Annotated in this window: 17 protein-coding genes and 3 pseudogenes; 10 read left to right on the forward strand and 10 right to left on the reverse strand. The window is 69.7% G+C overall.

The window, feature by feature from the left end:
- A pseudogene (locus ACH45E_RS45545) lies at positions 1 to 240 on the forward strand (2-oxoacid:ferredoxin oxidoreductase subunit beta); the annotation flags it as partial.
- Between the two features lie 17 nt (positions 241 to 257).
- Here the strand turns inward: ACH45E_RS45545 and ACH45E_RS45550 are convergent.
- The 3 genes from ACH45E_RS45550 to ACH45E_RS45560 form a co-directional block, all read right to left on the reverse strand.
- On the reverse strand, positions 258 to 713 hold the full coding sequence (locus ACH45E_RS45550; RefSeq protein ID WP_361458308.1) for a DUF2871 domain-containing protein: 456 nt from the start codon (positions 711 to 713) through the stop codon (positions 258 to 260).
- A 79-nt stretch (positions 714 to 792) separates the two neighbouring features.
- Positions 793 to 2283, reverse strand: coding sequence for an AAA family ATPase (locus ACH45E_RS45555; RefSeq protein WP_361458311.1), 1491 nt, complete (start codon positions 2281 to 2283; stop codon positions 793 to 795).
- Between the two features lie 140 nt (positions 2284 to 2423).
- Complete coding sequence (locus ACH45E_RS45560; protein ID WP_399042889.1) at positions 2424 to 2723, reverse strand: hypothetical protein; 300 nt, start codon at positions 2721 to 2723, stop codon at positions 2424 to 2426.
- A gap of 367 nt (positions 2724 to 3090) precedes the next feature.
- On the opposite strand from ACH45E_RS45560, the gene tpg reads away from it, so the two are divergent.
- The 3 genes from tpg to ACH45E_RS45575 all read left to right on the forward strand — a co-directional run bounded on the left by tpg (position 3091) and on the right by ACH45E_RS45575 (position 5636).
- Positions 3091 to 3645, forward strand: a complete 555-nt coding sequence (gene tpg / locus ACH45E_RS45565; RefSeq protein WP_361458035.1) for a telomere-protecting terminal protein Tpg — start codon at positions 3091 to 3093, stop codon at positions 3643 to 3645.
- A gap of 125 nt (positions 3646 to 3770) precedes the next feature.
- Positions 3771 to 5126: an NADP-specific glutamate dehydrogenase gene (gene gdhA / locus ACH45E_RS45570; RefSeq protein WP_361458032.1), complete on the forward strand. Its 1356-nt coding sequence runs from the start codon at positions 3771 to 3773 to the stop codon at positions 5124 to 5126.
- A 48-nt stretch (positions 5127 to 5174) separates the two neighbouring features.
- On the forward strand, positions 5175 to 5636 hold the full coding sequence (locus ACH45E_RS45575; RefSeq protein ID WP_361458029.1) for a helix-turn-helix domain-containing protein: 462 nt from the start codon (positions 5175 to 5177) through the stop codon (positions 5634 to 5636).
- Positions 5637 to 6025: 389 nt separating this feature from the next.
- On the opposite strand, the gene ACH45E_RS45580 is transcribed toward ACH45E_RS45575, so the two are convergent.
- The 3 genes from ACH45E_RS45580 to ACH45E_RS45590 are packed head-to-tail and all read right to left on the reverse strand — an operon-like array spanning position 6026 to position 10781.
- Positions 6026 to 7228: a cytochrome P450 gene (locus ACH45E_RS45580; protein ID WP_361458026.1), complete on the reverse strand. Its 1203-nt coding sequence runs from the start codon at positions 7226 to 7228 to the stop codon at positions 6026 to 6028.
- A complete protein-coding gene (locus tag ACH45E_RS45585) occupies positions 7225 to 8130 on the reverse strand; it encodes a hypothetical protein (protein ID WP_361458023.1) in 906 nt (301 codons plus the stop codon). Before ACH45E_RS45585 ends, ACH45E_RS45580 begins: the two co-directional genes overlap by 4 nt.
- Positions 8127 to 10781 (reverse strand): PEP/pyruvate-binding domain-containing protein, encoded by a 2655-nt coding sequence (locus ACH45E_RS45590; RefSeq protein ID WP_361458020.1) that lies wholly within the window; start codon positions 10779 to 10781, stop codon positions 8127 to 8129. The genes ACH45E_RS45585 and ACH45E_RS45590 overlap by 4 nt, the downstream gene beginning before the upstream one ends.
- Before the next feature lie 199 nt (positions 10782 to 10980).
- On the opposite strand from ACH45E_RS45590, the gene ACH45E_RS45595 reads away from it, so the two are divergent.
- The 5 genes and pseudogenes from ACH45E_RS45595 to ACH45E_RS45615 all read left to right on the forward strand — a co-directional run bounded on the left by ACH45E_RS45595 (position 10981) and on the right by ACH45E_RS45615 (position 14746).
- Positions 10981 to 11685 carry a nitroreductase family protein gene (locus ACH45E_RS45595; RefSeq protein WP_361458016.1) on the forward strand — a complete coding sequence of 235 codons (705 nt, stop codon included), beginning with the start codon at positions 10981 to 10983 and terminating at the stop codon, positions 11683 to 11685.
- A 52-nt stretch (positions 11686 to 11737) separates the two neighbouring features.
- A complete protein-coding gene (locus ACH45E_RS45600) occupies positions 11738 to 12634 on the forward strand; it encodes an AfsA-related hotdog domain-containing protein (protein ID WP_361458013.1) in 897 nt (298 codons plus the stop codon).
- Positions 12631 to 13284 carry an isoprenylcysteine carboxylmethyltransferase family protein gene (locus ACH45E_RS45605; protein WP_361458010.1) on the forward strand — a complete coding sequence of 218 codons (654 nt, stop codon included), beginning with the start codon at positions 12631 to 12633 and terminating at the stop codon, positions 13282 to 13284. Before ACH45E_RS45600 ends, ACH45E_RS45605 begins: the two co-directional genes overlap by 4 nt.
- 37 nt (positions 13285 to 13321) lie before the next feature.
- Positions 13322 to 13552: pseudogene (locus ACH45E_RS45610) on the forward strand (hypothetical protein); the annotation flags it as partial.
- A gap of 300 nt (positions 13553 to 13852) precedes the next feature.
- Entirely contained in the window at positions 13853 to 14746 is an 894-nt protein-coding gene (locus tag ACH45E_RS45615; RefSeq protein ID WP_361458007.1) for a hypothetical protein, read from the forward strand.
- 809 nt (positions 14747 to 15555) lie between these two features.
- Here ACH45E_RS45615 and ACH45E_RS45620 read toward each other — a convergent pair.
- Positions 15556 to 15729: pseudogene (locus ACH45E_RS45620) on the reverse strand (dienelactone hydrolase family protein); the annotation flags it as partial.
- A 719-nt stretch (positions 15730 to 16448) separates the two neighbouring features.
- Positions 16449 to 17231 carry a phosphotransferase gene (locus ACH45E_RS45625; protein WP_361458004.1) on the reverse strand — a complete coding sequence of 261 codons (783 nt, stop codon included), beginning with the start codon at positions 17229 to 17231 and terminating at the stop codon, positions 16449 to 16451.
- 476 nt (positions 17232 to 17707) lie between these two features.
- Here ACH45E_RS45625 and ACH45E_RS45630 point away from each other — a divergent pair, with 476 nt between their 5' ends.
- Positions 17708 to 18196 carry a carboxymuconolactone decarboxylase family protein gene (locus tag ACH45E_RS45630; protein WP_361458001.1) on the forward strand — a complete coding sequence of 163 codons (489 nt, stop codon included), beginning with the start codon at positions 17708 to 17710 and terminating at the stop codon, positions 18194 to 18196.
- A gap of 115 nt (positions 18197 to 18311) precedes the next feature.
- Here ACH45E_RS45630 and ACH45E_RS45635 read toward each other — a convergent pair whose 3' ends face one another.
- Together ACH45E_RS45635 and ACH45E_RS45640 are read right to left on the reverse strand one after the other, a co-directional pair.
- On the reverse strand, positions 18312 to 18776 hold the full coding sequence (locus ACH45E_RS45635) for a helix-turn-helix domain-containing protein (RefSeq protein WP_361457998.1): 465 nt from the start codon (positions 18774 to 18776) through the stop codon (positions 18312 to 18314).
- A complete protein-coding gene (locus tag ACH45E_RS45640) occupies positions 18773 to 19303 on the reverse strand; it encodes a hypothetical protein (protein ID WP_361457995.1) in 531 nt (176 codons plus the stop codon). Before ACH45E_RS45640 ends, ACH45E_RS45635 begins: the two co-directional genes overlap by 4 nt.
- Positions 19304 to 19868: the final 565 nt, after the last annotated feature.

The raw sequence follows: 19868 nt of genomic DNA on the forward strand, positions 1-19868 counted from the left end.
AACGAGGCCGACGTGCTCGTCCACGACGCCCACGCCGCCTCCCCCACCACCGCCTTCGCCCTCTCCCGCCTCGCCGACCCCGACACCCTCCACCAGACGCCGATCGGTGTCCTGCGCGATGTCGAGCGTCCCGTCTACGACACCCTCATGGCCGACCAGCTCGGCGCGGCCGTCGAACGGCAGGGCAAGGGCGACCTCGCCGCGCTGCTGACCGGCGGCGACACCTGGACGGTCGTCTGAGTGGATTCCTCAGGCGCTCAGACCGACGTCCTGGAGTGCTCCGGCTCGCCGGCCGGCGGCTGCTGCGTGACCGGCTCCTTCAGACGCTTGCCCAGCAGCACGAACAGCAGGATGAGCCCGACCGTGAGCAGGATGTGGCCGCACCCGGCGACCGCCGGTACGACCTCCGGCACGTCGTCGCCGAGCACGGTCAGGCTGCCGTGCACGCCCATCATGCCGACGGTGACCACGATGCCCGCGTTGTAGAACCAGAAGAAGTACGTGAACAGCTTCGTCCCGGACAGCTGGAACTGCTTGTCGAGCGCCAGGACGATCAGGAATCCGAGCATGCCCAGCGCCAGCAGGTGCGTGTGCATGACGGCGAGCTGCGTGTCGCCGGTGAAGTCCTCGGCCTTGGTGAACTCCCTGTAGAAGAGCCCGGAGATCACTCCGACGATCATGTAAATGTGTGCCGCGTAGTACGACTTCCGCATCGTGGTGCCCGCTCCCCCTGGTCGACCGCCGTGCCGGCGTCGATCATTGAAGCACCGGCCGATCCGGTCGGCGGCGGTTTCAGCCGATGACGGCGGCGGCGCGGGCCCCCTCGACCAGGGCGGCGGCCAGTTCGGCGCGGCCCTGGATGCGCAGCTTGCGGTAGATCCGGGTCAGGCGCTGCTCGACGGTGCTCACCGAGAGCAGCAGGTTCACCGCGATCTGCCGGTTGCTCAGCCCGCGTGCGGCCAGCGCCGCCACACGCTGCTCGAGGCCGTTCAGCGGCTCCCGCTCGACGACCCGGGCCGCCGCGTCGGGCCAGACCGAGATCTCCGTCAGCCGCAGTTCGACGGCGGTCCGCGTGGCGGTGTCGGGACAGACACCGTGGGCGAGTTCGAGGATCCGCTCGGCCTCGTCCGGCCGGCGCTGCGCCAGTAGCTCCTCGGCCAGGTCCCGCAGTACTTCGAGGTCACCCGGCCGGGCGGGCCGCCGCACGCCGTCCGCGAACGGCGCGAGGAAGTGACCGGCCACCACGGAGGCCATGACGCCGGCCTCGCGCAGCGCCAGCGCGGCACGCCGGTGCAGGCTCGCACGGATGCGCGGGGGAGTCCGCGCCAGTACGACGTCCCGTACCGCCGGATGCCGGAAGCGCAGTCCGTCGAGCAGCCCGCAGGAGCGCAGCGCGGCGAGCCCCGGCACGCCGGTGCCGGCGCCGGCGCCCAGCAGGCGCGCGAGGACCGGGGCGGTCGCGCGGTCGCCCAGGATCGCCACCGCGCGTGCCGACGCGACGGCGGCCGGTCCGCTGCGGGCCAGGCAGGTGGCGAGGGCCGTCGCGAAGGGCCCCTCGGGTGCGCACGCGGCCACCCGAGCCGTGTCCGCCGTGGCGTCCGCCCTCTGCTCCTCTTCGGTCAGGGCCCGCAGCAGCAGCGGGTTTCCGCCGCTCAAGCGGTACAGCTCCGAGACCGAGCGCTCCGAGCGGCCCGCGACGGCTTGCGCGGTCTCCTGGAGCGACAACAACCCCAGAGTGATCTGCCGGACGTGCGGCCGGCCCGTCCACGCGGTGTCGAACGCCTGGCCGTGCTCCTCGGCCTGCGCGGAGACGGTGGCGATCAGCAGCACCGGGGAGGGGAAGACGTGCTGGGCGAGGTGGCGGAGGTAGCGCAGGGACTCCGGGTCGGCGTGGTGCAGGTCGTCCACGCAGAGCAGCACCGGCGCGTCGACGGCTAGGGCGCACAACCGCGCGCAGAACTCCGCCCCGGTGTCCTCGCGCCTTGGCAGCGCGAACGCCGGTCTGCCGCTGGATAGTTGGCGCAGCACGCCGAGTGGGGTGTGGCGGCCCTCCTCGGTGGCGGCGGCGGTGAGCACCAGCGCCCCGGAGGCGGCTGCCTGTTCGGCCACGGCCTGGAGGAGGTGGCTCTTGCCGCAGCCGACCGCCCCCTCGACCAGCACCACCCGGGACCGTCCCACCGAGCAGGCGGCGAGGATCTGCTCCAGAGCTCCGGCCGCCGTCGTCGTGCCCGCCGTCTCCGCCATGAGCCGCCCCCTCGCCGCAGTCACCGAACGTTCGCTCATCCGGGACAGGATCCGGGGACCGCCTCTAGAGCGGGTCGAGCGCCGACGGAGATGAGCTTCACGCGCCCTGCCCCTCCCCGAAAACGCCGAAGCCCCCGTGGCGGCCGGTGGCCGACGGGGGCTTCTCGGTGGGGCGTGGGTCAGACGGCGGCGGTGGTGGGCCAGCCGATGGTGTCCGTGTGCACGGTGGTGGCGGTGGTGGGCCAGCCGATGCCGTCCGTGTTCACGGTGGTGGCGGTGGGCCAGCCGATGCCGTCGTTGTCGGCGGCCGCGGTGGTGGCCTTGGCGGTGGTCGGCCAGCCGATGGTGTCCGAGGCGGTGGCCGTCTGCGCGGTGGTGGGCCAGCCGATCGCCTGTGCGGCCGAGGTGGTGACGCCGGTGGCGGTGAAGGCGGCGGCGGCGACGGCGGCGGTGGCGGCGATCCGGGCGATGCGGTTCATGGCTGGCTCCTCGGTGACAACTTCGTCTTCGGTGTTTGGCAACCTCTTGCCAAGAAGATTGGCAATGAGGTCTCGTGCCTCACTGGGGAACCGATGGAGACGCGCTCGACCTGCACACCAAAAGCGCCTCAGAACGCTGGACGGCAGGCCCGGCCCGCCTCGTACTTGCCTCGCAAAACAGCGCTTGAACTGCGGTAATCCACTACGCAGACATCGGCCGGGCCCCTCTGGCAAATCTTGGCAACTCCTCGGAAAGGAAGCCAGAACGAGCCGGAACAACTTGCCAAGCACCCTCCTCCGACCACACGGCCTGTAACGTCTGTGGCGGCACACGCAGAATGAGACGACGAAAGAGCGGGACGGCGCGATGGTCGACATCGGGGACACTCTCGACGAGGCCGCCGCCGAGCACTTCACACGCCCGCTCCCGAAGTCGGCCCAGGCCCAGATGCGCTTCCTGGTACGGCAGTTGAAGGGCACCAGACCCGTGGCCGAACTGCTGGGCATCTCGCAGCGCACGGTGGAGCGTTACGTCAAGGGCCAGCTCAAGCGCCCCCGCCGCGACCTCGCCGACCGGCTCACCGCCGAGGCCCGCAGACGCTGGCAGCCCCGCGTGCGGGAACGGGCCCGGCAGCAGGCCGCCGCCACGGGCGGCATCTTCGTCTCCACCCGGGCCCGCTTCGGCTTCACAGCCGCGCCCGGCACGACCGACGACCCACGCGTCCGTCACATCAACCAGGCGCTGCCCCCCGAGTACGCGGCCCGGCTGTTCGCCGCGCAGGACGTCGGCGCCACCGAGCGGCAGCTGCGGGACATCCTGGCCGAAGGCCTGGGCGAGATGTACTTCCGCGACCGCAGCCGGCGCGCCCAGGGACTGTCGGTGGAGTTCACCGACATCGAGGACCTGGAACTCGACTTCTAGCATCTCGGCCGTCGCGGTGCTGCGACACGCCACGGTTCCGGGGTCGTGCGGTGCTTTGCCGGAATCCTAGGGCGCGGGACTGTACTGACGACTGTTCACCCGCCATTGGCCCGGAAGAGGTTGCTGTGACATCACCATCCGCTCGGGACAGACTCGCCGCCCAGCTCGACGAGGTCGTACGCCGCAATCCGGCCGAACCGGAGTTCCACCAGGCGGCCAGAGAGGTACTGGAGACGCTGGACCCGGTTCTGGCGGCCCGGCCCGAGCTGGGGGAGGCGGCGCTGGTCGAGCGGATCTGCGAGCCGGAGCGGCAGCTCCTCTTCCGGGTGCCGTGGCAGGACGACCGCGGCCGGGTGCACGTCAACCGTGGCTTCCGGGTGGAGTTCAACAGCGCGCTCGGCCCCTACAAGGGCGGCCTCAGGTTCCACCCGTCGGTGAACCTCGGCATCGTGAAGTTCCTCGGGTTCGAGCAGATCTTCAAGAACGCCCTGACCGGCCTGGGCATCGGCGGCGGCAAGGGCGGCAGCGACTTCGACCCGCGGGGGCGTTCGGACGCCGAGGTGATGCGGTTCTGCCAGTCGTTCATGACGGAGCTGTACCGGCACATCGGGGACCGTACGGACGTACCGGCCGGGGACATCGGCGTCGGCGGCCGGGAGATCGGCTACCTGTTCGGCCAGTACCGGCGCATCACCAACCGCTGGGAGGCGGGCGTCCTCACCGGCAAGGGTGTGGGCTGGGGCGGGTCGGCGGGGCGGGTGGAGGCCACCGGGTACGGCAACGTGCTGTTCGTGGCCGAGATGCTGCGCCGGCGCGGCGAGGACCTGCCGGGTCAGCAGGTGCTGGTCTCCGGCTCGGGCAACGTGGCGATCTACACCATCGAGAAGCTCCACGAGCTGGGCGCGCGGGCGGTGACGGTGTCCGACTCCGACGGCTGTGTCGTGGACGACAAGGGCATCGACCTCGACCTGCTCAAGCAGGTCAAGGAGGTCGAGCGGGGCCGGGTGGCGGACTACGCGGAACGCCGCGGCGCCTCGGCGGTGTTCGTGCCGGGCGGCTCGGTGTGGGAGGTCCCGGCCGACGTGGCGCTGCCGTCGGCGACGCAGAACGAACTGGACGCCGCCGACGCGCTGACCCTGGTGCGCAACGGGGTGAAGGCGGTGTCGGAGGGCGCGAACATGCCCGTCACCCCGGCCGCGGCCGGGGTGCTGAGGGACGCCGGAGTGGCGTTCGGTCCGGGCAAGGCGGCCAACGCCGGGGGAGTGGCGGTCAGCGCGCTGGAGATGCGGCAGAACAGCGGCCGCGAGACCTGGCCGCGGGAGCGGGTCGAGAGCGAACTGGCGGCCGTGATGCGCGACATCCACGACCTGTGCTGGCAGACCGCAGAGCGCTACGGCGCCCCCGGCGACTATGTGACGGGCGCCAACATCGCCGGCTTCGAGCGGGTGGCCGACGCGATGCTGGCACAGGGGGTGGTGTAAAGGAAATGCATCCAAAAAGATGAATCAACCGCGATGTAATCTGGAGTAATGAACGGAGTCGAACTGTTCCTCCTGGGACGCACCCTGATGAAGATCGGCGAGTCGGCCATGCCGGAACCCGAAGGCGGTGCCTCCCGCTACGGCGGCAGCGTCCGCTCCGTCCTCATCGTGGCCAGCGACATCGCGAGCCACCCCGACAGCGCCGTGGGCGAGATCGCCAACCGCTCCGGCCTGCCGCAGAGCGCGGTCTCCACGGCCGTCGCCCGCCTCAAGGAGGCCGGCGCCGTCGTCACCGCCCTCGACCCCGCCGACCGCCGCCGCCTCCTGGTCCGCAAGGCCCCCCACGTCTCCGGCCGCGTCGCCGAGGTGCGGGCCACCGGCATCGACGACGCCCTCACCACGGCCCTGGGCGAGGACGCGGCCCCCGAGCGCCTGAAGGAGATCAACGCCGCCCTCGAGGTACTCGCCCGCCACCTCACCCCGCACGCCTCCACCCGCGTACGCGACTGACGGCACCCCCACACTGCGGAGCATCGCGACCCTCTTCCGGCAGCACACGCCGAAAACCCCGCCCCCGGCTGACCGGGGGCGGGGTTCTCGATTTTCTCTGGAGCGCCGGGCAGGCCTTGCACCTGCATTTCCCCGCAGGAAGCGGGGCGTCTTTCCTTGGACCACCAACGCATGAGCCAGGCCGCCTCGCGGCAGCGAACTCAAGATCGACTATACCCCACCCGCAAGGCCCGATCCCCGGCCGGGAGTCACAGTGCCATTGGTCCCCTATGAGAGCCCACGAAATGGGCAGAAGCGGCGCCGATCTGAGCGGAGGGGCAGAACACCCGCAGCAGCAGGATGCGGCGATCGGCCCGCGGCCGGCACGGCGCCGGGCGGCCCGGCGGTACTCAGGACCAGCGCACCGGCAGCGCCCACGGCCCGCCGATGTACATGTCCTCCCGCCACGCGACGCGCTCGGTCGGCACCGTCAGCTCCAGCCCGGGCAGCCGGGTCACCAGCCGCCCGAGCGCAACGCGGAGTTCGGCACGGGCCAGTGCCGCCCCGGGGCAGAAGTGCCGGCCGAAACCGAAGGCGATGTGCGGGTTGGGACTGCGCTCGGGCCGGAACTCGTCGGCTCGGTCGAACACCGCCGGATCGTGGTTGGCCGCCTCGGTCAGCGGCACGACCAGTTCACCGGTGCGGACCACCGTGTTGGACAACGGCACGTCGGCGACCGCCTGGTGCTTGTGCCCGCCGGTGCCGGCCAGCGAGATGTGCCGCAGCAACTCCTCGATGACCAGCGGGAGCTCTGCCTCGTCCCGGCGGATCCGCGCAACCAGGGACGGGTGCTGGAGCAGCAGGTACACCGACCCCGCGAGATGGTTGCTGATGGTCTCGTAACCGGCCATGAGCAGCCCCGCGCCCATGACCTCGATCTCGTCCGTGGACAGCCCCTGCTCGGTGCCGCTGGTCCGCAGCAGGTCCGTGAGCAGGTCCGCGTCCGGTGTCCCCGCGTCAAGGGCCTCCCGCTTGGCGGCCACCAGGGCGACGAAGTAGTCGTTCACGCGCTTGTGCGCCTCGGCGACCTGTTCCGGCCCGAAGCGGCTGATCGACATCATGGCGTCCACCCACGGCTTGAGCAGCGCGCAGTCGTCCTCCGGGATGCCGATCAGCAGGCACATCGGTCGCATGGTGAACGGGATGGTGAAGGACGCGACCAGGTCCGCCTCCTTGCCCCCCGCCGTCATGGCGTCGATCAACTCGCTGGCGATGCGCTCCAGTTCGGGAACGAAGTCGGCGATCCGCCCGGCACCGAAGGCGTGCGCGATCGCCTTGCGTCGCCTGGTGTGATCGGGAGCGTCGCTGCCCGACAGGGCGAGCGACTGGCGGGTTCGGGCGAAGAAGGGATTGCCGGTGGCGGCGGCCTCCCGGCTGAACCGGGGATCGGACAACACCGTGCGCACGTCCTCGAAGTCGGCCACGATCAGCGCCGTACGGCCGTCGCCGAGCCGGACGCGCATGGGTTCGCCCGCCGCGCGGATTTCCTCGTGCTCCGGGGACGGGCAGACATTCGGCCCCTGGGCGAACGGGAACGGTCGAAGCTCTGTCATGAGGCACCTCCGGGTGCGAGAAGACCGATCAGGAGATAGACCAGATAGCTGCTGAGGAGGAACACCTGGCTCGCCACCGCGGGCCACCGGGCCGCACGTCGCCCCCAGAAGCGCACCGCGGCGCTGGCCATCACCCCGGCGGGCAGCAGCACCAGCCAGCCCCAGGCGGCCGCACCCCCGGACCACGGCCGGGTGCCGGCCAGGACCAGCGCGGTGGCACCGACGGCACAGCCGAGCCCGACGGCGAGGTTGCCGTTCACGCCGAACACCTCGACGTACGTGTGCGCTCCGGGCCGTGGCGAGCGGGTCAGCTTGCGGGTGAACTCCATCGTGAGAGAGGCGAGCGTGGCGACCACGACGGCCAGGACACCGGCAGACCAGGACGTACGTCCCGTCGCCGTCAGGAACCCCGTGTAAAGGTAGACGTTGAGCATCACGGGTACCGGCCAGCCGACGAGCAGGTTCATCAGGACCCGGTCCCCGTCCGGCCAGCCGTAGCGCTGGTCCACGGTGAAGAACACCACGATGTAGGCGAGCTGGACCAGCAGTACGGGCAGGCCGAAACCGACCGCCGCGTTGAGCAGCAGCAGGACGAGGAAGCCCGAGCCCGCCAGCGCCAGCAGGTCCGCCCGCCGCACCAGGCCCGCGGCGAGTGGCCGGTCCGGATGGTACTCACGGTCGTAGGCCAGGTCCCGGATGTCGTCCAGGGCCCGGTAGACCACTGTGCTGACGGCGACGGTCACAGCCGCCACCAGGGTGTGCCGGTCCGGCCGCCAGTCCGTCGTCCCGCTGTCGAGGGCGGCGAACAGCCCGAACATACCGAGCGTCCACAGCACCGTCGTCAGCAGCCACACCGGCAGGGCGACGCTGCCGGAGAAGAACCGCCCGAGTCGTACGATCACGACGCCGCCACCCGCTCGAGCACGCGTACGGTCCCGGTCCTGCCGTCGAGTTCGACGAGGTCACCGTCCCGCACGATCGACGTCACCGAGGCCACCGCCACGACGGTGGGGATACCGAGGAGCCGCCCGGTGATCGCGGTGTGCGACAGCGGTGTGCCGCGCTCCACGACGATGCCCTGGGCCGCGGTCATCAGAAACAGCCAGCCCGGATCCGTCTCCCGGGCAATGAGCACCTTTCCCCGGCACTCGTCGGGAGAGATCCGCGGATCGCGGACGACCTTCGCCACGCCGCGCACCACGCCCGGTGCCGAGCCCATGCCGCTCAGCTCCCGCGCCGCGCTGTCGCAGACCGGTGACGGTTCGACGGGCCCGTCGGCCAGGCCCGTCGCGAGAGGCCGGTCCACGGGGGTGACGACGCGGGCCTCGCGGTCGGGCTCGTCGGCGTACCGCAGTCGTTCCGCACGGCGCACCGCCGCCAGCTCTCGCAGCCCCGTGCCCGCCAGCGTGCCCTCGAAGGCGCCGACCACCTCGTCGACCGTGAGGTCGACGACGTCACGCGCGTCATCGAGCAGACCGTGCGCGGCGAGCGTCCGGCCCAGCCGGAGCAGCACCTCGCGGCTGACACCGAACAGCTGGCTACGGCAGAAACGGGTGTCCTCCCTCGCCCGCACGAACCACCGCAGCGCGGTGAAGGACGCCCGCACCAGTGCACGGCGCACCGGCGGACAGGCGGCTCGCAGCGCGGCCTCCGCCGCCCGGCGCGTCTCGCGCTCGCCATCCGTGTTGGCCCGTACGGACAGACCCTGCCGCAAGTAGGGCCGGATCATGCCGATGACCAGGCCCGGATGCTGGCGCGGCGTGAGCTGTTCCAGTTTCAGGTCGTTCGGCGCACGGTCCCCGTAGCTGCGCAGGTGCGCCCGCGCGGCCCGGGCCGGCTCCGCTCCGTACCGGCCGGACGACAGGCGCTGCCACAGCTCCTCGTCGGTCGTGCCGCGCTCCGGCCCGGCGCAGACCTCCTCACGCGCCATCGGACGGGCGCCGACCAGCTCGGCCAGCGACATGGCCGAACGCACGGCGGCCACGGACCGGTTGGGCGGCCCGCCGCACAGCATGCCCAGGCGCACCTCGTCGGCCGCGTCACCGCACCAGCGCCGCAACAGACCGTCGGCGGTGCGGTAACTCAGCATCAGAAAGAAGGTGTTGAGCAGCGTCGGCGCCCAGCGGGCCCCGGCCTCCGCCCACATCTCGCGGTACACGGCGATCAACTTGTCAGGGTCACGGCCGTCCAGGTCCCCGGTCCGCTCGATGAACGCGTCCCACCACCGCAGGAACCGCCGCACCGAAGAGGGGTGGTTGAGCAGCAGCCACAGCAGCCTCGGTACGCCGGCCAGCGCGGCGGGGAGCGAGTGGTGCCGCTCCTGCTCGATGGCCCCCATCGACCGCTCCCACGGCCCGCGGATCAGCTCGAAGGCCGGCACCTGCCCGTGCAGCCGGTACCAGCTGTCCAGCCGGCAGTAGATCCGCCCGTCGAGCCAGCCCAGCATTCGCCGCAGATGCCGGTCGTGTCGGCGCAGGACCGGCTCCGGCACTCCCGCCAGGCGGTACAGACCCGCGAAGGTTCGCCGGTAGTACTCCTGGGCCTGGGAGAACGTCAGGGCGGAACTGATTCCCGGGTAGCTCTCGGTGACGTTCTCGCGGCTCCAGAAGGCCACGGTCCCCCGCCCGGTCCCGGGCGCGGGACCGGGCTCCGGTTCCGTGACGTCCATGATGACCGCGGGCCTGGCCTGCAACAGATGCACCCGGCCCTCCGGAGCGAGGGTCCCCTCGACGTCCTGCGGCCCGCCGAAGTGCCTGGTCACCCGGGCGACCAGCGCCGCGACATCGCCCGCCTCCTCGTCGCTGAGCACGGGCCGGGTGGCCCACTCCTCGGGGACCGGCCGCGCGACGACCCCCGAGGTGTCGTCGGCGACCAGCATGCGCCGTTTCGTCACCACCACTCCTTCGACGCTCCCGCCGTCCGGCGGGACGAAGAAGTGGTCGATGTCGGCCTGTTCCTGGACGACACCCTCGCCCAGCCCGTACCCCGCGGCGATGACACACCGCTCGTCGCCGCCCCGGGGATCGCGGCTGAACGCGACGAAGGAGCGACTCCCCACGACCATCCGCTGCACCCCGACCGCGACCCGAGCCGCCGCCGGGTCGGTGCCCCGGGTCAACCGGTACAGCACCGCATGGGGATTGAAGGCCGACGCCCAGCAGCGGGCGACCCGGGACAGCAACTGGTCCCGGGAGACGTACAGATAGCTGCTGCTGAGTCCGGCGTGCGGATCGTCGGCGCCGTCCTCACCGGCGCCGTCCGGCCCGCTGACGACACAGGCCCGCACAGCGACCCGGCCGTGCGGGCCGACGAGGCCGTCGAAGGTGGTGAACAGCTCGGCGGCCAGGTCCTCGGTCACGGGAGCCGCTGCGAGCCGTTGGTGCGTCCGCTCCGCCCACGCGAGCACCTCGGCCCGGGAGCCGGAGGGCGGGGCAGGCGCGTCGAGCGCCGCCAGCGCCCGGTCGAAGGCCTCGGCCGGGAGACAGACGAACGCCGGCACCTCGAACCCCGCCAGTCGCAGGGAGGCCTGTCGGGAGAATTTGTGTCCGACCACGGCGGGATCAAGCAATGCGTGAAAATCGGTGATCAGCATTGTCACCCCAGATACGGTGCGGAAATCGACATGGGCAGGGAGCCTAGGCAGGCGGACTTGAACCCGACTTGCGTGGCACTCGGCGGTCCGCGGCATACCTGACTTCTTTTCTAGTGATCACACGAACGTTCCTCTAGTTGTCCGTCTGATTCTTCTCTGCATGGCTCACACCGGAATGATCCAAAACGCCGATGATTTTGGCCAAAAACTGGAGGGGGAAGGGTCGGAAGCTCTCGCGACGGAAGAGGTTCTGGCCACAACACGAGCAGTGCGATTTCGGCTCGATTTCGACCAACCGGTAGAGTTTGAGCAGGTCAAACACTGTCTGCGACTAGCCTTGCAGGCGCCCAACGGGGGTAATTTCCAACGGTGGCGTTGGCTTGTCGTCACCGATGAAGAACGGCGCAAAGCAATCGCCGAGGTGTATCGAAACGCTTTTCATGACCGGTATGGGCCTGCCCTGGAAGATCCCGCCGGCATGCCCGCCGTACTGCGCGGCCCCTACCATCTCGCCAAAAATCTGCACCGTGTTCCGGTGTTGGTGATCCCCTGTCTGGAGCTCTCCGGAACTGAATTACCGGAAAAAAATCAGGCTGGAATCTGGGGTTCTATCCTGCCGGCCGCGTGGAGCTATATGCTCGCCGCCCGCACCCGCGGACTCGGCACCACCTGGACCAGTGTCCATTTGGCCCGGGAAAGCGAGACGGCCGCCATCCTGAACCTGCCGCCGACCGTACGTCAGGGCGCGCTGATCCCCACCGCCCACGTCACCGGCGACCACGGCTTCCGCCCCGCCCCCCGCGAGCCGCTCGAAACGGTTCTCCACCACGACCACTGGCAGACCCCCACCCCGCCCACCCCATGACACCGGCCCCACCACACCGGCTCCCGCACGACCACAGGAAGGAGCAGCGCTGATGCTGCCCGCAAGGACGCTGACCGGGACAAGTGCGGCGACACCATCCGTCATCTCACCCCCCTCGGTGAACACATGGACGGGAGCAGGGGAGCGGCGCACCTCCCGGCTGTACGTCGACGAGACCCACCCGTTCTTCTTCGACCACCCGGTCGACCACGTACCGGCCATGCTGTTGGTGGCAGGACTGCTCGACCTGGCCGCACCGCCGGCCCACGCCCTCCACCCGGGCAACACGGTACGACTGAGCTTGCGCGTGCCCAGGATGGCCGAACTCAACGCACCCGTCACCGTCTCCGCCCAGGGCCGCGCCGCCCCCCATCACCGCTGGCAGGTGCGGGTGGCCCAGCACGACACACCGGTCGCCGACGGCGAACTGGAGTACCTCACACGGCGGCCCGCGCTCCCCCGGCCCACTCGCACCGCACCCAGCCTCCCCGACCGAGCGGACCGCACTCTCGTCCACCGCCACCGGCCGGAGAACGTGCTGATCGGACACGCCCACATACGCGACGAATGGCTGCTCGCCCCGCTGCGGACGCCGGGCACGGACCACTACCTGACCCAGCGCCACCCCGTCGCCGGAAGCATCGAGGAACTCGTGGAGGCCGGACGCCAGTTCGGCATCCTCTACGGCCACGTCGTGCAGGGCCGCCCTGCCGACTCCCAGATCCTGCTCCTCGGCATGACCGCCGAGCTCCCCGTCACACTCCCACCGCGCACCCCCGTGACCCTGCGTAGCGTAACCGGCCCCGGCAACGGCAGCCGGGGCCGCCTCACCATCGACTACCTGGCCGGCGGAACGGACGGCACCAGGGTCGGCGAGATGGCCCTGGACTACATCGTGGTGAGCGCGGCGGCCTACCGGCGCATGCGCGCGGCCAGGACGGCATCGTGAACGCGAAGAACACCGCCGGCTTCGTCCGCGCCTACACCCTGACCCTGTTCATCCTGCAACTCGGTGTCTTCTCCCTGGCCATGACCGCCCAGGTGAGCCACTTCGACGAGCCCCAGCACCGGGCCGCCGCGGCCATGCTGACCGCCTACCTGGCCTGGGGACTCGCCGAACTCCGGATCACCGCGGACCGCCCGGGCGAGGGCGTCGCCGAAAGCCGCACCCTCGCGGTGTACGCCACCGCCCGCTGCGCCACCTGGGCGAGCGCCGCCCTGGGCCCCCTGCCCTGGACAGGCTGGTCCCCCTGGATGCTGATCCCGATCGCCACCTTCGCCACCGGCATCACCGTACGCCTGACCGCGATCCACACCCTTGGCCGCTTCTACTCCCACCACGTCCGCCGTCTGGACGACCACCACATCGTTACCACCGGCCCCTACCGCCTGGTCCGCCACCCCGCCTACACCGGCATGGCACTCGCCAACGCCGGCTTCGTCGCCTTCTTCTGCAACCCCCTCAGCTTGACCGCACTGCTCTCCCTCCTCCTCGCCCTGGTCTGGCGCATCCGCACAGAGGAACAACTCCTGTGGCACATCCCTGGCTACCCCGCCTACGCCACCGGCCGCCCCCGTCTGATCCCGGGAGTCTGGTAACCACCCCGCCGAAGCCACACACCAAGAACCCCGTCCCATCCACATCACCGTGCAGCTCCCCGCCGGCTCCCGCGTCGAGGCCAGGACCGCCGGCTGCGAACTCCGCAGCGTCGGCCGCCTCGGCGACATCGTCTTCGAGGGTGCGTATCGTCAGATCAAGATCGATGAGGCGGCGAGTGTCCGCCTCTCCGCGGTCGACGGTGACGTTGAGATGGGTCGGCTCGGTGGCTCTGCCGACATCAGCACCGCGCGGGGTGACATCCGGGTGTGAGTAGTTGCGGTACAGAGAGTGCCGCTGAGATTGATCTTGCTGCGGCTTCCCCTGTTTCACGGGCGCTTCGAGCCGGCGAGGAACGGCGCCCGCGCGTAGTTCGCGCAGATCCGGGATGTGGTTGTACAGCGTGCCCGGAAAGACGCCGAGCAGTTTGGCGATCGAGGTGATGGAGCGGCCGGGGTCGGACAGGAGGTCGCGGGCGGTGCGGATGACTTCCTCTGTGGCGAAGACCGGCACCGCCGTCGGGGACCACGTCGACTACCGCATGGACGCCGCCGAGGACGGCACGCTCGTGTGGATCGGCGAGGGCCTCGCCGCGGTCGGCCAGACTCCGGGAGCGCGTACGGGGGCCCCCTTGCCTCGGGACAGCTGGAGGCAAGGCTCGCCAAGGCACTGCGCGCAGCCGCCACCACCGAGCACGCCGCCGACGAACAGACCTGCCACGCCCGCGAACTGGCGGCGGCCGCGGCCGAACAGCCCAGCGCCGGACAGCGCACCGCGCAGGCCGCGGCCGCCGTCCTCGCCGCGGCCGACCAACTGGCCGCACAGGCCAAGGTCATCAAGGAGCGCATCGAGGCGGCCGCCGGCCGCAGCCGGTTCGCCATGCCGCCGGCCGGTACCTCCCGCGCCGAACAGCGGGCCCTGCTCGCCCAGTACACGCGACAGATGGCCGACGCCCACGACGAGCAGCAGCGTGCCGAACGCACGGCCGCCACCGCCCGGCAACAGGCCTGGCAGACGCTGCGCACCTCCCCCTACGCCGAGGCTTTCCGCGCCCGGGGCGCGCTCGGCGAGGCCCCCGCCGACCCGACGGCCCTGCGGCAGCAGCTCGCCGCGATGCACGCCCACCTGCCCACCCTGGCCACACGGATCGACACCGCCCACGCCGAAGAGGCCCAGCAGGCCCGGCACGAGGCCGTCGAGCTGAGCGCCAAGGACCGCGACCTGCGAACGACCGCCGAGCAACTCCAGGCCGAGCAGCGGCTGCGCCGGCAGATCAGCGCGCAGGCCCCCAGCCGGCAGACGGCCGGTCGGCAGCCTGTCGGGTGGCCAGAATGCGCCAGTTCTGTATGGCGAGGGAGATGTCCGTCCTTGCCCTCCTCGTTGCGGGCGCTGATGTACTCGCCGCGCGCCGCCTGGTGGCGCTGGGCGTGCGCGAGCGCGTCCGGCACTCGCTCGCGGCGGTGAACTCCAGCTTGTCGGCCAGGTGGAACATGATCGCCCGGACCCGGCCGATCTGCCCGTACAGCAGCACCTCCCACAAGTTGCCGTGGTGGCGGAGACCACCTCAATCTGCTCGTACTGCTTGGCGAACCCGCCGAACTCCCCCATGGTCTGGGGGACCGCACCGACCCCGTCGGCCTGCACCGCCAGGGCCTTCGTCAGGCTCACCTCGGCGGTACCCCTGTCAGGTGCGCCCGTACAGCCGCCGGCCGATCCGCGCGGACGCTGACGGCTGAAGTGAAGCCTGGCTGTTGCGGATCCCGTGCCATGTCTGGCGGAAGCGTGCAACCCCGGGCGCTCCGGTTTCCGTGTAGGACGTAGGCAGAGGCGGACTTGGATCGGTCTTGTGATGCAGGGGATGCCTGAGGGTGTGAGACGAGGAAGAGTGTGACCGATCATCTCCGCGAGACCGACTTCCGTACCTGGGTGCTCCAGCAGGTGTTCCCGGCGGCACCGTCGCCGTGTACTGCTCGGCCACGGAGGCAGGTTCGCCCGTGAGGTACGCCGTCACAGCCGACGCTCACAAGGTGAGGCTCCACTAGGCCGGTTCGGCACGTCCGTGCTGGCTACAGCTAGGAGCAGCGCTTCCAGGTCTGGTAGAACGCACTGGCACTGGAGCGCGTGTCGGTGAACACGGCGGCACCGCACGCATGGCCGTTGGTCGTCAAGCGCACCTCGGTGTTCGGCAGCTTGAACAGATCCTTGAACGTGCTGCCGTACCTGGCACCGGCGGCACTGAACGTCTGCTTGCTGAACTTACGGAACTTGAAGCCGTACGGCCGCTCCGTGATGTAGTCCGCGGTCGACCCGTCGTAGCTGAGCCCCATCCCCTCGGGCCCGACCAGGACCGCGGGTCGGCGGTCGACACCGGCCGGAAGCGCGAGGTGCCCGATCATCGTCAGGCCGTCGGCCACGTATTCGATCGTGCGCGTTGTAACCGTCGTCATGAGCCTGGACTGTAGTGATCGTCGAGCCTGGTCGGGCCGGTGCTCTGCCGCTGGCAGAAGGCAGTCGTCCCCGCGCGAGTGCCGCAGCCAGAACTGAAGTTGCCCAGCCGTCCCGCCGCCGTCGTCCAGTCCCGCCCGGTGCACCGGCACCAGGTCAGGTAGAGCGTGACCGCCCCGGCGTACGTCCGCGTCGTCGACTCCGCCTGATCGCGACCGAACCGTATGTGCCGCTGGCCCTCGTCCAGCACGGTCCAGTACCGCTGACCCACGGCATGACTACACGAAAGGGCCTGAGACTTCCGGAGAACTCATGAACCACGCGCCTTCAACGACAACTGCGACGTGAAGCGTCGTACACGGGACCCCACCTCCGGGTGATGCGACAGTGCACGACGCCATCACGAACCAAAGAGAACGTCCTCCAGTACACCGCCCCAGGGCCTGGTCCTCCTCGCCGGCACCCGCGTCCTCGGCATCCGTCTGCGCCCGGCCGCCGTCGCCGCCGCGCTCGCCGTCAGCGGGCTGACGCACTACGCCGCGGACCGCCGGGTGCCACAGGGGCTCCTGCAGCGACTGGCCGAGGCCACCGGCAAAGGCCGCTTCTACAAGCTGTCGGACTCCGGCATGAACGGCGCGTAATGCCTCGACCTTCTCTGCACCAACTCTGGAAGGTACTGAGCGTCAGCGGTTCGCGACGCGGCTGCGCCCGGCGGGTCGCGTCAAGCGTGGCCGAGGAGTTCCTCGCGCCGTGCTAGCGCCCAAGCGCGCTCCTCCTCGATGTCCGGGATGAAGTTTTGCCGCAGGAATGTCGCCCAGGGGTCCGCTCCGAGCTGGCCCAGGCGCGCGATCCGGTCGGTCTCGTCACGCTGCAACCGCGTCAGCGCGTCCAGCACGTCGGCCGAATTCGCACCGTATGCTTCGCAGAGCAGTCGCAGCCGTCGCGCCAACGGAGCGCCGGCTGCGCCGTAGCCGACCCTGCGCTGACGGTCGGGAAGCCGCAAAGGCACGCTGTACCAGGCCAATTGTGCGAGATCGTGCAACGCCTCGCCAGGGATGGCCAGATCCCAGTCAATGACGCCCACCAGGCGGTCGTTCTCCCAGACCGAGTTCCAGCTCGTGAGGTCGCCGTGGCGCATGATCAGCCCGGGCCGCCAGCGGGCGTCCGGGTCGCACCAGACGGCCTGCGGCGAGGGCCGGAAGTCGCGTACGGCCTCGTGATAGTCGCGCAGCCACCGCCCGAGCGCGATGACGCCCTCGTCCGCGAGAAGCGCCCGTGGCCACGGGGACAGCCCGACTTCGCCGTGCAGCAGCGACACCACCTCTTGGCCGTCCACGGGACCGTCGCCCAGGGCGCGCGGCGCTCCGGCGAATCCCACCCGTTCCAGGTGGCGCAGTAGTTCCCGCACCGCGGGGGTCCACACTCGCCAGGGCCTGAGGATGGTCTCGCCCTCACGGCGTACGGTCGACAGACCGCCGCGCATCGATTCACCGTCCTGGATCATGGTCGGATCCTAGTGAGCGGCGGAATCTCGGGCCCGGGCGCGGTACCACTTTCGCCTGGCTCCAGGAGCGGAACTGGGCCTGGTGCGGGCGAGCCGGGCGCTCACGTGGTGTGGCCCCGTGAGGGCTCGTGCGCGACCGGCTGCTGACAGCCGGTCCGCGCTGCTGATCATTCAGTTGTGGCTCGGCTGTGAAGGAAAGAGGGGATGCCGAGGTTCACCGGAGGCAGCTGCTGCGAGCGGTGAACCTGGGCCCGCTTGGAGCGCAGGAACGTCAGGGTCAGCTCGATGCCTTCGACCTCGCCCTTCCAGCCCTGGGCGATGGCGTGCTGGCGGCGGCGGGTACGCGGTCTCCAGCTTCGTCACCAGGCTTGGCGCATGCTGGGAAAAGGAACTTCCCGTACCCCTGTCACATCCTGGTGTGCTGGTCCGTCAGTGCAGTGAAGCCGCTGACCAGGTGGATGTGAAGGAGTGCAGTCATGGCGAAGACCTCGATCTCCCGTATGCCGAACCCGGGTGAGTTCGTGCCCGAGCTGAACGACGTCAGCGCCGCCCTGTTCCGGGCTACGGGCAACCGCTCGGTCCCGCGGACCACGGTGAGCCTGGTCCACCTGCGTGCCGGGCAGATCGTCGGCAACACCTACCTGACGGTTTTGAACACTGGCTTCCTGCGCAAGGCGGGGGAGTCCGAGGAGCGCATCACCGCCGTCTCCTCGTGGCAGGACGCCCCGTACTTCACCGATGCCGAGCGTGCCGCCCTCGCCCTGGTGGAGGCGACCCTGCAGCCCGCCCCGCACGGGCAGGAGCGCGTTACGGACGAGTTGTACGCCGAGGTCGCCAAGTACTACGACCAGAAGGCGCTGGCCACCCTCACCATCGCGATCGGTCAGATCAACTTCTTCATCGCCCTGGCCGTCATTGGCAAGCCCCAGCCGGTCACCTCCCTCGCCCACGAACAGTGGGACTGACCTGGATATGCCCATGGGGTTCATGCGGTCTCCTTCGCTTTCCGGAATGACCGCCGCGGACGCAGTCGTACGGTGGCCTGCCGCGGCTGGGTGGTGTCGGCTTTCTTGCCTCAGCTCAGCCGGCGAGGTGGAGTGTTGGTTTGGGCTGAGGTGCAGGGGTGGTGTTGTTGCCGTCTGGGTCGGGGTCGAAGTCGGTGTGGGTTCGGGGGTCGTTGCGCCTGGGTGGGCGGATGTCTGCGCTGGGGAAGTTGAGAGGCCAGATGTAGGTGTGGGGGTCGTGGATGTGGTTGATCATGTGCGCGGGTGATTGGTAGCCGGCGAGTAGTGGGTGGATGAGGATGGTTCCTTGTCGTTGGCGGCCTTCGATGATGCCTTTGTCTTTGAGCTGGCTCATGGCTCGTGAGACAGAGGCTTGTGTGATGCCCAGGCGTGCGGCGATGTCGTCCTGGCGGATGTGAACGGCGCCGCCGGGTTCTTGCCGGGCTGTAAGGATGTCGAAGACGTCTCGGGCGGTGCGGGAGAGACGGGCGTTGGGCAGGATCTCGAAGGTCTCGGGGTTGAGGAAGCCGGGGGTGCTCATCGGATGGCCTCGTTCCTGGCGGGCGGGATGACGATCTCGTGCTCGGCGAGTTTTGTGGGACCCAGTGTGTTCAGCAGTTGGATGTGCTTGCGGCTGCCGAACCGGTAGGCGTACAGCGGATTGAGCCGGTACTGTCCTCGTTTCTCCTTCCACGTGAAGTGGTGGTGGACCAGCTGGCCGATTGCTCTGCTGACCTTCGCCTGTGAGCAGCCGAAGCGTGTGGCGAGTTGGCTCTGTGTCACATCCACCATGGCCTGATCGTCGTGATGCACCGCCATGTGGTCCAGGACGTTGCGGGCTGTCGGTGACAGATCGAATCGCCACAGGTTCGCGTGAATCTTCTGCGAGAGGCTGAGGTGCTTCCTGCCAACAAACCCGTATGGCTTGGCCTGCGGGTCTGTAGTGAAGGTTCCGCCCTGCTTTGCGATCTTCTCCAGCGATTTGACCAGCTGACGCGCGGTCTCGACGCCGTCAACCGGCTCTTGTGAGGACGGTGCGGGAGCCAGCTGTGCCGCCGTCGATGGCAAGGCGCTACACCTCGCGGCTTGGCCCACGGCTGCTCCTCGGGTTCGAACAGGGCTGCATAACATGCCAAACGAGCCATGTTCTCGGTGGTTACATGCGGATCTTCGGAGGAATCTCTTGACGGAGACGATCTATTCACCTACGTGCATGCATCTGGGCCTCCACGACCCCCGATGTATGCACGCTGGGTGAATAGATCTTCCGCGTTTCCGCAGGTCAGAGAGGTGCCGCTATCTCTTAAAAGAGAGCGCGCCGTGGAGGCGAGTCATCCGAGAAGAAGGGGTCTCTGAACGACACCGACCGGCACGGCGATCAACCAGTTTCACTGGTGCCGCGTCAGCCGTTCCAGGACAGCTGGTCCGCCGGCAAGGGCGTCGTGTCAGTGGCTCCCCCTCCTGTCGGGCAGCATCCCCCTTAGCGGTGAAAACCCTCCGAAATCTGCCAACAGGAATGCCTCACTTCTACTATGACTCTTAGAGGTCATCTCATTTGGCCGAGTCGTTATGCTGTGGGCCGTGGTGGGGATTGTTGAGCGGCTGGTGCCAGACGAGTTGTGGGAGCTGTTCC

Source organism: Streptomyces sp. NPDC020299 (assembly GCF_044387825.1).
Classification (GTDB): domain Bacteria; phylum Actinomycetota; class Actinomycetes; order Streptomycetales; family Streptomycetaceae; genus Streptomyces.

What these genes read in the sequence shown, in the direction of transcription:
- ACH45E_RS45550 (WP_361458308.1), bottom strand. Translation starts at nt 713, where the DNA reads ATGCGGAAGTCGTACTACGCGGCACACATTTACATGATCGTCGGAGTG.
- ACH45E_RS45555 (WP_361458311.1), bottom strand. Translation starts at nt 2,283, where the DNA reads ATGAGCGAACGTTCGGTGACTGCGGCGAGGGGGCGGCTCATGGCGGAG.
- ACH45E_RS45560 (WP_399042889.1), bottom strand. Translation starts at nt 2,723, where the DNA reads ATGAACCGCATCGCCCGGATCGCCGCCACCGCCGCCGTCGCCGCCGCC.
- tpg (WP_361458035.1), top strand. Translation starts at nt 3,091, where the DNA reads ATGGTCGACATCGGGGACACTCTCGACGAGGCCGCCGCCGAGCACTTC.
- ACH45E_RS45575 (WP_361458029.1), top strand. Translation starts at nt 5,175, where the DNA reads ATGAACGGAGTCGAACTGTTCCTCCTGGGACGCACCCTGATGAAGATC.
- ACH45E_RS45580 (WP_361458026.1), bottom strand. Translation starts at nt 7,228, where the DNA reads ATGACAGAGCTTCGACCGTTCCCGTTCGCCCAGGGGCCGAATGTCTGC.
- ACH45E_RS45595 (WP_361458016.1), top strand. Translation starts at nt 10,981, where the DNA reads ATGGCTCACACCGGAATGATCCAAAACGCCGATGATTTTGGCCAAAAA.
- ACH45E_RS45600 (WP_361458013.1), top strand. Translation starts at nt 11,738, where the DNA reads ATGCTGCCCGCAAGGACGCTGACCGGGACAAGTGCGGCGACACCATCC.
- ACH45E_RS45625 (WP_361458004.1), bottom strand. Translation starts at nt 17,231, where the DNA reads ATGATCCAGGACGGTGAATCGATGCGCGGCGGTCTGTCGACCGTACGC.
- ACH45E_RS45630 (WP_361458001.1), top strand. Translation starts at nt 17,708, where the DNA reads ATGGCGAAGACCTCGATCTCCCGTATGCCGAACCCGGGTGAGTTCGTG.
- ACH45E_RS45635 (WP_361457998.1), bottom strand. Translation starts at nt 18,776, where the DNA reads ATGAGCACCCCCGGCTTCCTCAACCCCGAGACCTTCGAGATCCTGCCC.